The organism is Embleya sp. AB8, assembly GCF_049739465.1.
In the GTDB taxonomy this organism is placed as follows: Bacteria; Actinomycetota; Actinomycetes; order Streptomycetales; family Streptomycetaceae; genus Embleya.
This window is the reverse complement of sequence record NZ_JBMHHY010000038.1, coordinates 1-15,098: the sequence shown is the minus strand read 5'-3', so window position 1 is coordinate 15,098 and position 15,098 is coordinate 1. Positions and strand designations below refer to the sequence as shown.

Below are 15,098 nucleotides of genomic sequence, written 5' to 3'. Positions count from 1 at the left end.
GACCGCCGAGAAACCACGCAAGACCCCGGAACGGCACGACGCCCCACGCCCCGCCGAAAGTCGGCGGAACGTGGGGCGTCGCAGTGACCGAGTGGGTCAGCCCGCCATGATCTCGCGCATCAGGCGCGCCGTCTCGGACGGCGTCTTGCCGACCTTGACGCCGACCGCCTCGAGCGCGTCCTGCTTCGCCTGCGCGGTGCCCGAGGAGCCGGAGACGATGGCGCCGGCGTGGCCCATGGTCTTGCCCTCGGGAGCGGTGAAGCCCGCGACGTAGCCGACCACCGGCTTGGTGATGTGCTCGGCGATGTAGGCCGCGGCCCGCTCCTCGGCGTCGCCGCCGATCTCGCCGATCATCACGATCGCGTCCGTCTCCGGGTCGTCCTGGAACGCCTGGAGGCAGTCGATGTGCGTGGTGCCGATGATCGGGTCGCCACCGATGCCGACGGCGGTCGAGAAGCCGATGTCGGCCAGCTCGTACATCATCTGGTAGGTCAGCGTGCCCGACTTGGACACCAGACCGATCCGGCCCGGCTTGGTGATGCCGGCCGGGATGATGCCCGCGTTGGACTGACCCGGGGTGATCAGGCCGGGGCAGTTCGGGCCGATGATCCGGGTCTTGTTGCCCTTGGCGCCGGCGAGCGCCCAGAACTGCGCGGTGTCGTGCACCGGCACGCCCTCGGTGATCACCACGGCGAGGCCGATCTCCGCCTCGATCGCCTCGACCACGGCGTCCTTGGTGAACTTCGGCGGTACGAAGACCACCGTGACATCGGCGCCGGTGGCCTTCATGGCATCGGCTACGGTGCCGAACACCGGTACCTCGGTGCCGTCCACGTCGACCGTGGTGCCGGCCTTGCGCGGGTTCACGCCGCCGACGATGTTCGTCCCGGAGGCGAGCATCCGGTGGGTGTGCTTCATCCCCTCGGAGCCGGTCATGCCCTGGACGATGACCTTGCTGTCCTTGGTCAGGAAGATAGCCATGCTGGGTCGGTCTCCCTTACTTCGCGGCAGCGAGCTCGGCGGCCCGCTCGGCCGCGCCATCCATGGTGTCCACCTGCTGGACCAGCGGGTGGTTCGCGTCGGTCAGGATCTGCCGACCCAGCTCCGCGTTGTTGCCGTCCAGACGCACGACGAGCGGCTTGGTGACCGTCTCGCCCTTCTGCTTCAGCAGTTCGAGCGCCTGCACGATGCCGTTCGCGACCGCGTCGCACGCGGTGATGCCGCCGAAGACGTTGACGAACACCGACTTCACGTCGGCGTCGCCCAGGATGATCTCCAGGCCGTTCGCCATCACCTCGGCGGACGCGCCGCCGCCGATGTCGAGGAAGTTGGCCGGCTTGACGCCGCCGTGGTTCTCCCCGGCGTAGGCGACCACGTCCAGGGTCGACATGACCAGGCCCGCGCCGTTGCCGATGATGCCCACCGAGCCGTCGAGCTTGACGTAGTTGAGGCCCTTGGCCTTGGCCGCCGCCTCCAGCGGGTCGGCCGCGTCCTTGTCCTCGAGCTCTGCGTGGTCGGGGTGCCGGAAGTCGGCGTTCTCGTCCAGCGAGACCTTGCCGTCGAGCGCGATGATCCGGCCCTCTTCGGACTTGATCAGCGGGTTGACCTCGACCAGCGTGGCGTCCTCCGCGACGAACACGGTCCACAACTTCTGCAGCGCCGCGACGATCTGGTCCTGCACCTCGGCCGGGAACTTCGCGGCCTCGACGATCTCGCGGGCCTTGGCCTCGGTCACGCCCTCGATCGCGTCGACCGGGATCTTCGCCAGCGCGTCGGGGTTCTCCTCGGCGACGATCTCGATCTCGACGCCACCCTCGACGGACGCCATCGCCAGGAAGGTGCGGTTGGTGCGGTCGAGCAGGAACGAGACGTAGTACTCGTCCACCGGCTTGGCCAGCCCGGCCAGCATGACCTTCTTGACGATGTGGCCCTTGATGTCGAGGCCGAGGATCTGCTCGGTCTTCTCGACGACCTCGTCGGTGCTGAACGCCAGCTTCACGCCGCCGGCCTTGCCTCGGCCACCGACCTTCACCTGCGCCTTGACGACGGCCTTGCCGCCCATGCGCTCGGCGGCGGCCCGTGCCTCCTCCGGCGTGAAGACGACTTCACCGGGCAGAACCGGCACACCGTGCTTAGCGAAGAGATCCCTCGCCTGGTACTCGAACAGGTCCACGCGGGTCCGTCCTTGTGATCGCGATCGGATATGCGGAACATGCGCAGCCGCGTCCGTCGTCGCGCAGGTCCGGCAGGCTCGCCCCCAGGTCTGGTGGACGGCGTCCGCACGCGTAGCTGATCCGTCTTGCAGGTTATCGGGCAGGAGTGCTAGGTCCGAATCAGGGTCACGGTCGCACTCCCCGAGGGCCCCTCGCCGCCGGCTCCGCCGGGTGTCGAGATCCGCCCGTTTACGCCTGTTCCACGGTGCCACAGGGAACACACCGGAACGGATGGTGATGCTGTCGATGTGGCCGATCCCACGCCGGCACATGGCCGACGATCACACTTATCCGGAATCCCGACATGTGAACGAACGGACGGTCACGATGGACACGCACCCCAGTCCCGACGAAGGAGCCGAGATGACTGCGCTCGCACACGAGCAGGACGTCACCGCGACCCTCGACGACTACACCGCCCGACCCACGGCGTACATCGCCGGGCTGCGGACGCCCCAGGGCGTGCGCGTCGAGTACATCGAGGGGAAGTACCACATGAATCCGCCCGCGAACGACGAGCACAATCGCTGGGCGACTCGACTCGTCGTACAGCTCTTCCTCGCGGGCCTGGAAGACGTGACCATCGGCAACGGTTTTTGCACGGAACCCGGCGAGGAGAAGCACATCACAGGCGCCTTCATCCCGGACTTCGTCGTCCAATACAACCCAGCCGGCGAATCGGACGAGGCATACCGCCGCAACCACGACGGCTGGTACCCGGCGAGTATGGTTCGCCTCGCCTGCGAAATCACGTCGCCGAGCAACGCGATGGTGGATCGCGGGCCGAAGTACCGCACCTACGCGCGGGCAGGCATCCCCGTCTACCTTCTCGTCGACCGAGAAAAGGGCGTGGTCGTCGTCTATTCGGAGCCGATCGATCGCGGCAAGGACTCCGTCTATCAGGTCGCACATCAGGTCACACTCGGCCAGAAGCTCGATCTCCCCGACGGTCTGCCCACCCTCGACACCTCGGCCCTCACCTGACGTTCGGCGCCACCATTCCTTCTGCTCGGCTCGGTACGTTCGCGCAGTTCGACGTCGATCCTCGCGGTGGTTCGCGTCCCGAGAAGGATGCCGAATTCCGGGCGCCCTACGGCTCCGGGCGTGGGAGTGGCCGACCCTGGATCGCGGCGGCCATCACCTCCGGGAACAGGTCCGGGGTGCAGGCGAAGGCCGGTGCGCCGAGGGTGGACAGGGCTGCGGCGGTGCGGTGGTCGTACGCGGGGGCGCCCTCGTCGGACAGCGCGAGCAGGGTGATCAGCGACGTACCCGCGGCCCGGATGCTCGCCGCGCGGCGGAGCATCTCGTCCCGAACGCCGCCCTCGTACAGGTCGCTGACCAGGATCAGCACCGTGTCCGCCGGGCGGGTGATCAGGGATTGGCAGTAGGCCAGCGCGCGGTTGATGTCGGTACCGCCGCCGAGTCGGGTGCCGAAGAGGACGTCGACCGGGTCGCTCAGTCGGTCGGTGAGGTCGACCACGCTGGTGTCGAAGACGACCAGGGATGTCCTGAGCGAGCGCATCGAGGCCAGCACCGCGCCGAAGACCGACGCGTAGACCACCGAGGCGGCCATCGAGCCGGACTGGTCGATGCACAGGATCACGTCCTTGTGCACACCGTGCCGCCGGCGGCCGTAGCCGACCAGGCGCTCCGGCACGATCGTGTGCTGTTCAGGCTGGTAGTGCCGGAGGTTGGCGCGGATCGTGGCGGGCCAGTCGATGTCGTGCGGGCGCGGGCGGTTGATCCGGGTGGAGCGGTCGAGGGCGCCCTGGATCAGGCTCGTGGTGTGCTGGGCGACCCGGCGCTCCAGGTCCTCGACGACCGTGCGGACCACCGCGCGGGCGGCCTCCTTGGTCGCCTCGGGCATCAGTTTGCCCAGCGTGAGCAGCGTGCCGACCAGGTGTACGTCCGGTTCGACGGCGGCGAGCATCTCCGGTTCCAGGAGCAGCCGAGTCAGGTCGAGGCGTTCGATCGCGTCCTGTTGAAGGATCTGTACGACGCCCGCCGGGAAGTGCTCGCGGATGTCGCCCAGCCAGCGGGCCACCGACGGCGCGGAGGCGCCGAGTCCCGCGCCGCGCGGGCCGTTGCCCCGCCGACTGCCGCGTGGGGCCTGGCTCTCCGGGCGGTACAACGCGGCCAGGGCCTGGTCGATCCGGGCGTCGTCGCCGGTCAGCCCGTAGCCGGTGCCGTCCGCGTCGCCGCCGAGCACCAGCCGCCAGCGCCGCAGCCGCTCGTCGACCGCGCCGCCGCTCTCGCTCCCGCTCATCGGCCGGCCGCCTCTCGATCCGTCAGGCCGAGTATCTCGGCCAGCAACGGCAGTACGGCGTCGGCCCGTTCGGTGTCGAACAGGTCGGCGCTCGCGGCCGGCGCGGCGGTCCGCGCGGGGTTGCGGACCCGCTCGCCGAGCAGCCGACGCTCCGGCGCCGCGAAGCCGGCGAAGGTACGCCGAAGCAGCGGCAGGATCTCGGTGAACAGGTCGGCCGGCGTGCCGGTGATCCATTCGTCGACCAGGCCGAGCAGCCGCTCGTCGTGGATCAGCAACATGCCGCCGCCGGCCAGGAACCCCTCGATCCAGGCGGCCGATTCGCGATGCGGGACCCCCCGGGTCAGCGCCCGGGCCAGTCGGGGCGCGGCCTGCTCCGGGGCGAGTCGGCCCAGGTCGAGCAGGAGTCGGGTGGCCCGGCCGGTGAGCAGGCCGGGCAACTGCTCCCGGTCGGCGAGCCGTTCCAGGGTGGTGTACCACTCGTGTCGCTGATCGTCCGTCAGCAGTTGTACGGCCGCGTGCACGTCGTCGAGATGCCGGCGCATCGCCCGGGCGCCCTCGGCGTCCAGTCCGGCGCACGCGGGCAGCAGGCCGACCCGGATCCGGACCACCAGGCCGGCCACCACGGTGTCGAGCGCGGAGGTGTCGGTGCCCCGGACGTCGCCGTAGCGCAGCGCGCGGACCAGTCCCGGCAGCGCCTCGGCCAGCCGGGCGACGTCGGTGTCCAGTGCGGCGCGTCGGTCCAGGACGCGCATGACCACCGGCAACGCGTCGGGCAGGTCGGCGCGCAGGCAACGTTCGGCGACCTCGGTCACCTCGGCGAGCGAATCGGCCCGGATCGCCAGATCGGCCGCGCGCGCCTCGGCGGCGGCGAGCACGGTGGTCCCCCACACGCCCGCCTCGGCGACCCGAATCGCCAACTCCGGCTGCCAGTCCAGGCGCCAGGTCTCGCGAAAGGTGCCCCGGCTCTCCCGGGCCCGGGTCGGCACGCCCCACGCGACGTCCAGGAGCGCGAGTCGGTTGAGCAGCCGGCTGCGCTCGGCGTGCGTGTCCTTGCGCAGGTCGAGTTCGAGTTCGCGGGCCGAGGGCTCCGGCTTGAGCCGGAGTCGGCGCTGCTCCCGGGTCAGGTCGCGCTGGAGCGGTACGGCGGGCACCGAATCGGGCACCTCGCCGATCACGTCGCCGACCACGAGGGCGTCGTGGACCAATGCGAGCGGCCCGGTCACGCCGTCGCAGATCACCGCGCGGACCGCCTCGATCGTCTCGTCGAGGCCGGCCAGCGGACGGCCGCGCAGCGCGGCGAGCGCGGACGCGTGCCGGGTGGCCTCGATCACCTGCGCGGGCGACACCGGATGGCCCGCCTCGCGCAGCAGCGTGGCGATCCGGACGAACCAGCGGGGCAACAGCTCACGTTCGTCGGTGGTGGTGAACAGGTGCCGGTACCACCCGGGCGAGGCCACCCCCGCGCCGTAGCCGGAGCTGTGCGCGAGCCGCCGATGCGTCCACGGCACCCACGTGGTCTCCACCTTCACCCGGGCCCGGTGCGGTGCGAGCAGTGCCCGGTCGGCGGCGGCCGAGGGCATCGTGGCCAGCGCGGGCAGATGCCACGCGCCGCACACCACGGCGATGCGGCGGTGTCCGGCCCGGCGCGCGGCGCGGATCGACTGGCGCATGTACGCCTCGCGCAGCCGCTCCACGTCGGGTGCCGCCGGGTCGTCGTCACCGGCCTCCTCGTCCTCGCGCAGCGCGGCCATCGCGTCGGCAAGCGCGGCGAACGGGGCCAGCGGGTCGTCGCCGGTGGGCGGCCGATGCTCGATCGTGTCCTCCCACCAGCGCTCGGGGTCGTCGTGGCCGGCCAATCGGGCCAGCGCGGCGATCGGGTCGGGTCGGGGCGGTCCGGGCTGCGCGGGCTGCTCCGGCGGCGAGTCGACGGCCTCGCGGTCGCGGCGGGCGCGGTCGAGTGCGAAGGAGATCGCGACCGGCAGATCGATGAATCGGACCGGGACGCCGTGTTCGCCGGCCCGGCCGATGGCCACCCATTCGGGGCTGAAGTCGGCGTACGGCCAAAAGCCGGCCTGCGCGGGATCGTCGACCGCGTGCGCGAGCAGCGCGACGGGTGGGCGCAGTCGCGGGTCGGCGGCGAAGGACAGCAGGGCGTCGGCCTCGGGCGGGCCCTCGATCAGCACGATGTCCGGCTCGATCCGGGCCAGCGCCGCGGCCACCGCCCGGGCCGAACCGGGCCCGTGGTGCCGGACGCCGAGCAGGATCGGCGCACCCGCCGGGGGCTTGGCCATCAGGCCCGGTCCGCGTCGCGGCAGGCCCGGTAGAAGTCCTGCCAGTCGGCGCGCGGACGCACGGCGGTCTCCAGGTATTCGCGCCAGACTTGGGTGTCTGCGGCCGGATCGCGGACCACCGCGCCCAGGATCCCGGCGGCCACGTCCGCCGAGCGCAATACGCCGTCGCCGAAGTGCGCGGCGAGCGCGAGGCCGCCGGTGACCACGGAGATCGCCTCGGCGGTGGACAACGTCCCCGACGGGCTCTTCAACCTGGTCCGGCCGTCCTCGGTCAGCCCGGCGCGCAGTTCGCGGAACACCGTGACCACGCGCCGCAGTTCGGCCTCGGCGCCGGCCACCGGGGGCAGTTCGAGGGAGGAGCCGAGTTGGGCCACCCGGCGGCTGACGATGTCCACCTCGGCCTCGGCGGTCGCGGGCAGCGGAAGCACCACGGTGTTGAACCGGCGGCGCAGCGCGGACGACAGCTCGTTGACGCCGCGGTCGCGGTCGTTGGCGGTGGCGATCAGGTTGAACCCGGGCACGGCCTGGATCTCGTCGTTCAACTCCGGTACGGGCAGCGTCTTTTCGGACAGGATGGTGATCAGCGAGTCCTGTACGTCGGCCGGGATGCGGGTCAGCTCCTCGACCCGGGCGACCAGTCCCCGGCTCATCGCGCGCATCACGGGACCGGCCACCATGGCCGCGCGACTGGGCCCGTGGGCGAGCAACTCGGCGTAGTTCCAGCCGTAGCGGATGGCCTCCTCGGGGGTCCCGGCGGTGCCCTGGACCAGCAGCGTGGAGTCGCCGCACACGGCGGCGGCGAGATGCTCGGACACCCAGGTCTTGGCCGTCCCGGGCACGCCGAGCAGGAGTAGGGCCCGATCGGTGGCGAGCGTGGTGACGGCGACCTCGATGATCCGCCTCGGTCCGATGTACTTGGGCGAGATCACCGTCCCGTCGGGCAGGGTCCCGCCGAGCAGGTAGGTGGCCACGGCCCACGGCGAAAGCCGCCACCGCGGCGGCCGGGGGCGCTCGTCGGCTGCGGCCAACGCCGCCAACTCCCCGGCGAAGGCATCCTCGGCGTGCGCCCGAAGCACACCCGGCCCACTCACTCCGACGACCCCGGCCACGGCAGCTCCCCCAGCGCTCGACCAAACCCGAACGGGGACCAGCCTGCCCCGAAGGTCTGACACCCGAGGTTGCCGCCCACGTCACGGCGAGTCGAGCGGAGAGGCGGTATGCACGGTCGCGTCGAACGGCTCGGGCAGCCGCACGCGTCGCGATCGACGACCAGCGTCATCGGCGCTCCGGCCGGTGCGTACTCCGGTGGTTCCTCGACCCGACGACGCAGACCTGGTGCCGTGGCCGGCGACGTTTGCCCCGGTGCGGTGCTCGGTGCGGTGCCGGAACGTGCTCGTACTGGAGTACTCGGCGGTGCGGCGGTGCGGCGGTGCGGCGAGGCACCCTGCCGGGCGCCGAGACGGGGCAAACGTCGCCGGGCGCGGCACCAGGTCCCGACCGGCGTGTGTCGCGGCACCATGAAGCTCGGTGTGCCGTTCGCGCTCGAACCGCACGTGGCCGCGCCGATTCGCCGACTCGCCGTGCCGCCCGGCGGGCCCGAAACTCACCCGCCCAGGAGTTCGCCCCGCATCGTCGCGCGGTAGCGAAGTGTGCCGGCCAGGGCGCGGAACGCCTTGGGCCATTCGCCTTCGCCCTGGGCCAGTTGCTCCACCCGGTCGACCGTCGCCGGGTCCAGGCCGCGGCCGGCCACGTCTCTCGCGCCGCTGAAGCTCCACGGGTAGCCACCGCTCTCGGCGGCGGTCGCGAAGGCGTTCAGGACGGCGTCGCCGAGGTTCGCGGGCCAGGGGGTCGGGCAGTTGGTCAGGAGTTGGAGGGCCTCGGACAGGCCGTGCGCGGCGATGTGCCGGGCCACATGGTCCGCGCACTCGGCCGCCGGGAGCACGGTCAGGAGGCGGGTGGGGGCGCCGCGGCCGGCCAGCGCCCGGGCCCAGGCGACGTCGCGCTGCCGGATGGCCGCGCGGGCCCAGCCGTCCCGTACGTCCTCGGCGAACCGGCGCGGCAGCGAGCGGGCGGCGATCACCTCGGGGGACGCGTCGAACACCTCACGCCAGACGGCCAACGGCGTCGCCGCGACGACCTCGCCCAGCCACCAGGAATGGTCCTCGCGCCCGGTCGGCGACGACTGGTCGATCCCGTCCCGGCGCATCGCCTCGTCGCACTCGCTCGGCGGTACCACCAGCACACGTTCCGCGCCGTCGGGCCGCAGGCAGGCCCGGGCCCGGACGCGCATCCGGGCCGCGAAGGCCGATTCGGGCAGTTCGGTGAGCAGCCGCGCGGCGGCCACCCGGACCACCTTGGCCCGATCGTCCAACGCCGCTTCCAGGAACGCCTCGTCGGCCGCCGCCAACCCGGTACCCAGCGCCGTCACCAACACCGCGCGGTCCTCCGCCGGTTCGGCCCGCCAGGTCTGCGCCAGGAGCATCCGGGCCGCGTCCGGATCGCTGCCGCGCAACACGGCGAATGCGGCGAGCCGCTCACCGAACCGCCCGTGCCGCCACAGCTCGACCGGATCGCCGGGGTCGCCCGCCGCAATCCGGGGCAACCAGGCCCACTCCGGGTTGAGCTCGGCCAGCCAGCGCCCGCGCGGGCCGGCCAGGTCGGCCACGACCTCGCGCAGATCGGTCCGCGACCGGGCCGCCGTCAGCAGGGCCGGCAACTCGGACTCGGGCGCGCGCAGTCCGGCCGCGCGGGCCACGCCGAGCCACTCGGGCAGGAAGTCCGTCCCGTCGCCCTCGAGCAGGATCCGCAGCCGCGCGCGGGCCGCCGCCGGCACCGCCGGTCGTGGGTCCACCTCGGTACACGGCGCGGGCGGCGCACCGGCGGCGGCCCGCCGACCCGCACGCCGATGCACCATCACGATCGCGGCCAGATCCAGCAATCGAACGGCCTCGTCCGCCCGATCCACCCGCGCGGTCAACGCCCCCAACGCTCCCTCCGCCGGCGCCGGTGCCGCGGCAGCCGGCCGCCGGCCGGTCCCCACCAACGCCGCCGAAACCAGGTCGTCCCACACCGGATCCGCCACCCGCACCCGAACTCCCCTTCCACTTCCACACCGAACGATCAGCGGCCCAAAACCGCCGAGCGACCCCCGCCGCCACCCGACGAGAGCACGCGACCGAATCAAGAGCACCGCTCCGAGTCGCGGGCATGCGACCGAATCAAGAGCACTGCTCCGAATCACGAGCACCCATCCGCCCCGAGAGCGCCCGCCGCCACCGCCCCGACAGCGAACATCGAGCCGCGAGCCGCGAGCCGCGAGCCGCGAGCACCGCACCACATCGAGATCACCGAACCACATCGAGAGCACTGCTCTGAATCGCAAGCACCGATCCGGATCATGAGCATCGATCCGAGTCATGAGCACTGATCCAAATCACGAGCAATGCACCACACCGAGAGCATCGTTCCGCACCGCGCGCGCCCGGCCCGAGCCCCCGTCGGCCACCCCGCCTACAGCTGCACCGCCTGCCCCTCGTGCCAAGCCGTCACCGGCACGAAACCCCGCGCGCCGTACTCGCCGAAAACGGTCAACCCGGTGCCGCCCGACATCGCGGACAGGCGCCACAGGGCCTGCTCGCCGGTCCTGGCGCGGTCCACCGGCAACCAGAAGCCGTCCGCGCCCGCGATCCGCCAACCCATCGGCTCCGGCACCGCCACCACGTCGGCCAGCACCACCGGCCACGCCTCCAGCCACGGTTCGCTGCGCAGCGCCTCGGCGTAGGCCAACGTGGCCTCCTCGGGCCCCACCCCCGCCGGTTCCCCGCCCGCCGCCGACACCTCGTCCCGCTCGCCCAACGCCGCCCGCAGCGGCACCGCGTCGTCGTGGAACGCCGCGTCGGCCTCGATCGATCGGCCCACCGGCAGGGCCAGTTGCGGCGCGCGCCCCTGCGGCCCGAAGGCCAACACCAGCGCCGACCGGCCGGATTCGGTGCCGCGCAGCCAGATCCGACGCTCCGTCAGGCCGCCGTCGGTGCTGTCCCGGCTGCCCAGCACCAGCCACCGATCGTGCACCACGGTGCCTGCCGCCCGGGCGGTGCGCAGCACGTCCTCCGCGTCCACGGTCCAGCCGATCCGCGCCCGCAGTCCGGCCACCAGGGACGGGTCCAGGTCGTCGGCGTGTTCGTGGGCGCGCAGCAGCAGCCACAACTCCGCGTAGTCCTCGAGCAGTCGGCCCGGCCAACCCTCCGCGCCGGACGCGGGTATCGCCCCGGCGGCGCGCAACCGGGCGGCCAGCCCCGGGGCCTTGGCGTCGACCATCCGCTCGGCGATGCCGTCCCACATCGCGTAGCCCTCGCGCTCGGTGCCGGCCAGCCCCTGGTGCACCCGGTCGGCCAGCCACCGGCGCAACCGCTCGGTGCCCTCGGCCACCTGGGCCGCCCGCTGCTCGGCCCGCCGCCGGGCGGCGACGGGATCGGCCGGACCGGGCGCCCGCTCTGGCCGGCGCCCGGCCAACCACGCGTCCGCCCAAGCCGGTACGGCCGCGCCGCTCGGCACGGCCACCGGATCGTCCGCCCACAGCAACAACAGCCCGAGCGCGTGTTCGCACGGGAACCCGCCACCGGCACACGTGCATTGCGCGGCGGGCCCGGACAGGTCGACCACCGTGCGATACGGCGTCGCCGCGCCCTCCGCGCACCGCCCCCACACCGCCCCGCCCCCGGCGCCCGCGGCCGACCACGGGCGCGGGTCGGCCAGTTCGCTTCCGGCCCTGCGTGCGGCGGCGTCGGGGGCGAGGGCCAGCACCTGTGTCGCGGTCCACCGTTCCAGCATGACGGTCACGGTACGGGCCCGGACCGACACGTGTGCACGGGCCGGTCGAACCCGCCCGCCGCCCGGGCCGATTGTCCGGATCCGGGCCGGACGCGCGGGTCAGGCGGCCGTGGCCGGCACGTGCGCGCGGACCCAGTCGACGATGTCCGTGGTCGGCGCGCCCGGGGTGAACACGGCCGCGACGCCGATGCGTTCCAGCTCCGGTACGTCCTCCTCCGGGATGATCCCGCCGCCGAACACCAGGATGTCCTCGGCCTCGCGCTCCTTGAGCAGCTCGATGACCTTCGCGAACAGGGTCATGTGCGCCCCGGAGAGCACCGACAACCCGATCGCGTCGGCGTCCTCCTGGATGGCCGTCTCGACGATCTGGATCGGCGTCTGGTGCAGGCCGGTGTACACCACTTCGAAGCCCGCGTCGCGCAGCGCGCGCGCGACCACCTTGACGCCACGATCGTGCCCGTCCAGCCCGGGCTTGGCCACGACGATCCTGATCGGTCCGGGAACACCCATCACTGCCTCCATGTACGCGTAGCGAAGCCCTCGCCGGGAGCGTAACCCGCTACCGATCCGGCCTGCCCGGGACGGTCCCCCGACAACCGCGGCGCCGGATCACCCACCCGGCCCCACCGATCCGCGCCGGGTCCCCCACTCGGCGGCCTGACCTGCGGTTCCGATCGCGAGGATTGTCCTGTGAACGTCAAGAGCACTACAGTCCCAATCCGACCCGCCCCCGAGACGAAGGCGACGTAGGTGACGGACGTTCGCTATCCGAGTGAGGATCAGCAGGGTCGCTACGTCCCGGACGCCGAGGGTGCGTACTCCCCTTACGGCCCGTCCGGCTCGATCGGAAGCGGCTACGACCAGGGCTACGGCCAGACCGGCGGATACGACGCAAGCGCGTATTCGGCCGGGGCGAGCGGCGGTTGGCCCGCGGTCGACTCATCGGGTGGTTGGGGCGTGCCGGACCCCTCCTACCAGGGATACGTCGACGGCGGCGCCGGCGGTTCCACGTACGACGCGAATTCCGGATACGCCGGCGCGGACCAGACCTACGCCGGTTACGACACGTCGGGCCGGCAACAGGCCTACGACGCCTCGGGCCACACCTCGGTGCCGACCTACGACGCGTACGGCCAACCGGTGCCATCCGGCTACGCCGCGACCGGCGCCTACGGTTACGCCGCGGTGGCGGACCACAGCGGTACGTACGCCGCCTACGGCACGCAGACCCAGACCCAGACGTGGGCCGGTACCGACCCGGCCGGGCAGCAGGCGCCGGCCGCCCCCTATGCCGACCCCTCCTGGGACGGCTCCTCGAACACCGGTATGTGGTACGCCGCTTCGGACACCGCCGCGTGGGAGTCGGACACCTGGTTCTCCCCCGCCCCGGTGCGCGACGCCGCCGACATGTGGTCGGGCGGGAACCGCGCGTCGACCGATCCGTTCGACGACGGCGCCGCGCCCGCGCCGGTCGAGCCGGCGTTCGATCCCGATGTCCACGAGGACAGGGTGCCGGCCGGCACCGACAACGCGGCCGAGCCGACCGAGGAAGCGGTCGCGCGGCAGGAGCGGCGGGAGAAACCGGCCCAGCAGGCGAAGCCGCAGTCGGCCGAGGGCAAGGCCCCGACCAAGCGCAAACGGGCGTTCCCGCTCACCGCCGGCGCCCCGCTCGCGGTGATGGGCGCGGCGGCGATGGCCGTCGCGGCGGTCGGCGGCCTGCACACCGCCGGCGCCCAGACCAAGGACGCGGACCCCGTGGCCGGCGGCGAGGACCTGCCGCTGATGTCGCCGATGGACAAGCAACTGGTGGATCTCCAGGTCGGCGCCGAGGACTTCGCCGAACGCGCGAGCCGCGCGCAGTCCCGGATCTCGCTCCAGGAGCGCCAGAGCGAGGCGCAGCGGGCCACCGAGGCCGAGCGCAAGCGCAAGGAGTCGCTGCGGCCCAAGTACGTCCTCCCGGTCACTCAGCGCGGCCTCAGCGCCTATTTCGGCTCGTCCGGCTCGCGCTGGGCGCACACCCACACCGGCATCGACTTCCCGGTGGACGAGGGCACCGAGGTGATGGCGGTGATGGACGGCGTGGTCCGGACCCAGGTGAACTCGGCCTACGGCAACATGGTCATCCTCACCGCCAAGGACGGCACCGAGTTCTGGTTCTGCCACCTGACCCGGGCGAAGGTACGCTCCGGCCCGGTCAAGGCGGGCGACGTGATCGCGTACAGCGGGAACACCGGCAACAGCACCGGCCCGCACCTGCACTTCGAGGTCCGCCCGGGCGGCGGCGCGCCGGTCAACCCGCTGCCCTGGCTGCGCGCGAACGGCCTCGACCCGACCTGACCCAAGCGCCCGAATCCGCCCGCGGCGGCCCGTCCCGGCCTACCGTGGACGGATGAGCACACCCGAGGCGCAGGCGCAGTTCGCCGCCGAGACCGGCCGGCGCGGAGAGTTCGTCCGGCAGGCCAATCGGTTCACCGGTCGGCCGGAGCCGGTGGCGGGGCGCTATCGACTCGTCGTGTCGTTGGCCTGCCCGTGGGCCCATCGGGCGGTGATCGTACGGCGGTTGCTCGGCCTGGAGGACGCGCTCGGGCTGTCGATCGTGGATCCGATCCGGGACGAGCGCGGGTGGCGGTTCACCAACCACCCCGACGGCCGCGACCCGGTGACCGGGCTCGCCTTCCTGGCCGACGCCTACCGGGCCAGTGACCCCACGTACAGCGGCCGGGTGACCGTGCCCGCGATCATCGACCTGACCACGGGACACGTGGTCACCAACGACTATCCGCAGATCACCCTCGACCTCTCCACCCGCTGGACCGCACTGCACCGGGCCGGCGCGCCCGACCTCTACCCCGAGCCGCTGCGCGCCGAGATCGACACGATCAACGCGGACGTGTTCCGGGACGTGAACAACGGCGTGTACAAGTGCGGGTTCGCCACCACCCAGGAGGCGTACGAGGCGGCCTTCGACGCGCTGTTCGCCCGGCTGGACGTGTTGGAGAAGCGGCTGGCCGGACGGCGATACCTGGTCGGCGACACGATCACCGAGGCGGACATCCGGCTGTTCACCACACTGGTCCGGTTCGACGCGGTCTACCACGGCCACTTCAAGACCAACCTGCGCAAGCTGACCGAATATCCGGCGCTGTGGGCCTACGCCCGCGACCTGTTCCAGACCGAGGGCTTCGGCGACACGGTCGACTTCGACCAGATCAAACGCCACTACTACGTCACCCACGACACGATCAACCCGACCGGCATCGTCCCCAAGGGCCCCGACCCGAGCGGTTGGCAAACGCCACACAACCGCGGCTGACGCACACCGGCGCGGGCGCGCGCGGGGGCGGGGGCCGGGCCCAAGCAGGGCAACTGCTGCCCGGTGCGGACGGGGCCCGAGACCACAGTCCGGGCGCGGCGGGCGCGGCGGGCGCGGCGGGCGCGGCGGGCGCGGCGGGCGCGGCGGGCGCGGCGGGCGCGGCGGGCGCGGCGGGCGCGGCGGGC

Annotated in this window: 11 protein-coding genes and 1 pseudogene; 4 read left to right on the top strand and 8 right to left on the bottom strand. The window is 72.6% G+C overall.

Going from position 1 to position 15,098, the window contains the following annotated elements:
* Positions 1–96 precede the first annotated feature (96 nt).
* Together sucD and sucC are read right to left on the bottom strand one after the other, a co-directional pair.
* On the bottom strand, positions 97–981 hold the full coding sequence (sucD, locus tag ABIA38_RS39790; RefSeq protein WP_424643857.1) for a succinate--CoA ligase subunit alpha: 885 nt from the start codon (positions 979–981) through the stop codon (positions 97–99).
* A gap of 16 nt (positions 982–997) precedes the next feature.
* Complete coding sequence (gene sucC, locus ABIA38_RS39785) at positions 998–2,173, bottom strand: ADP-forming succinate--CoA ligase subunit beta (RefSeq protein WP_424643856.1); 1,176 nt, start codon at positions 2,171–2,173, stop codon at positions 998–1,000.
* 211 nt (positions 2,174–2,384) lie between these two features.
* On the opposite strand from sucC, the gene ABIA38_RS39780 reads away from it, so the two are divergent.
* Positions 2,385–3,197 carry a Uma2 family endonuclease gene (locus tag ABIA38_RS39780; RefSeq protein WP_424643855.1) on the top strand — a complete coding sequence of 271 codons (813 nt, stop codon included), beginning with the start codon at positions 2,385–2,387 and terminating at the stop codon, positions 3,195–3,197.
* A 106-nt stretch (positions 3,198–3,303) separates the two neighbouring features.
* Here ABIA38_RS39780 and ABIA38_RS39775 read toward each other — a convergent pair whose 3' ends face one another.
* The 6 genes from ABIA38_RS39775 to ABIA38_RS39750 form a co-directional block, all read right to left on the bottom strand.
* Positions 3,304–4,479, bottom strand: a complete 1,176-nt coding sequence (locus ABIA38_RS39775; protein WP_424643854.1) for a VWA domain-containing protein — start codon at positions 4,477–4,479, stop codon at positions 3,304–3,306.
* Positions 4,476–6,770, bottom strand: coding sequence for a DUF5682 family protein (locus tag ABIA38_RS39770; RefSeq protein ID WP_424643853.1), 2,295 nt, complete (start codon positions 6,768–6,770; stop codon positions 4,476–4,478). Before ABIA38_RS39770 ends, ABIA38_RS39775 begins: the two co-directional genes overlap by 4 nt.
* Positions 6,770–7,879 carry an ATP-binding protein gene (locus ABIA38_RS39765; protein ID WP_424643852.1) on the bottom strand — a complete coding sequence of 370 codons (1,110 nt, stop codon included), beginning with the start codon at positions 7,877–7,879 and terminating at the stop codon, positions 6,770–6,772. Before ABIA38_RS39765 ends, ABIA38_RS39770 begins: the two co-directional genes overlap by 1 nt.
* Positions 7,880–8,373: 494 nt before the next feature.
* Positions 8,374–9,852 carry a DUF5691 domain-containing protein gene (locus tag ABIA38_RS39760; RefSeq protein ID WP_424643851.1) on the bottom strand — a complete coding sequence of 493 codons (1,479 nt, stop codon included), beginning with the start codon at positions 9,850–9,852 and terminating at the stop codon, positions 8,374–8,376.
* 428 nt (positions 9,853–10,280) lie between these two features.
* Complete coding sequence (locus ABIA38_RS39755; RefSeq protein ID WP_424643850.1) at positions 10,281–11,600, bottom strand: SWIM zinc finger family protein; 1,320 nt, start codon at positions 11,598–11,600, stop codon at positions 10,281–10,283.
* A 99-nt stretch (positions 11,601–11,699) separates the two neighbouring features.
* Entirely contained in the window at positions 11,700–12,110 is a 411-nt protein-coding gene (locus tag ABIA38_RS39750; RefSeq protein ID WP_424643849.1) for a cobalamin B12-binding domain-containing protein, read from the bottom strand.
* Positions 12,111–12,350: 240 nt separating this feature from the next.
* Here ABIA38_RS39750 and ABIA38_RS39745 point away from each other — a divergent pair, with 240 nt between their 5' ends.
* The 3 genes and pseudogenes from ABIA38_RS39745 to ABIA38_RS39735 all read left to right on the top strand — a co-directional run.
* On the top strand, positions 12,351–13,937 hold the full coding sequence (locus ABIA38_RS39745) for a M23 family metallopeptidase (protein ID WP_424643848.1): 1,587 nt from the start codon (positions 12,351–12,353) through the stop codon (positions 13,935–13,937).
* Positions 13,938–13,989: 52 nt separating this feature from the next.
* The gene (locus ABIA38_RS39740) at positions 13,990–14,913 is read left to right on the top strand and encodes a glutathione S-transferase family protein (protein ID WP_424643847.1); all 924 of its coding nucleotides are present in this window, start codon (positions 13,990–13,992) and stop codon (positions 14,911–14,913) included.
* A pseudogene (locus ABIA38_RS39735) lies at positions 14,886–15,098 on the top strand (hypothetical protein); the annotation flags it as partial. The gene ABIA38_RS39740 and the pseudogene ABIA38_RS39735, both read left to right, overlap by 28 nt.

Bases quoted from the DNA above. Each gene is read 5' to 3' on its own strand.
- ABIA38_RS39775 (WP_424643854.1), bottom strand. From the start codon at position 4,479: ATGAGCGGGAGCGAGAGCGGCGGCGCGGTCGACGAGCGGCTGCGGCGC.
- ABIA38_RS39750 (WP_424643849.1), bottom strand. From the start codon at position 12,110: ATGGGTGTTCCCGGACCGATCAGGATCGTCGTGGCCAAGCCCGGGCTG.
- sucD (WP_424643857.1), bottom strand. From the start codon at position 981: ATGGCTATCTTCCTGACCAAGGACAGCAAGGTCATCGTCCAGGGCATG.
- ABIA38_RS39740 (WP_424643847.1), top strand. From the start codon at position 13,990: ATGAGCACACCCGAGGCGCAGGCGCAGTTCGCCGCCGAGACCGGCCGG.
- ABIA38_RS39770 (WP_424643853.1), bottom strand. From the start codon at position 6,770: ATGGCCAAGCCCCCGGCGGGTGCGCCGATCCTGCTCGGCGTCCGGCAC.
- ABIA38_RS39755 (WP_424643850.1), bottom strand. From the start codon at position 11,600: ATGCTGGAACGGTGGACCGCGACACAGGTGCTGGCCCTCGCCCCCGAC.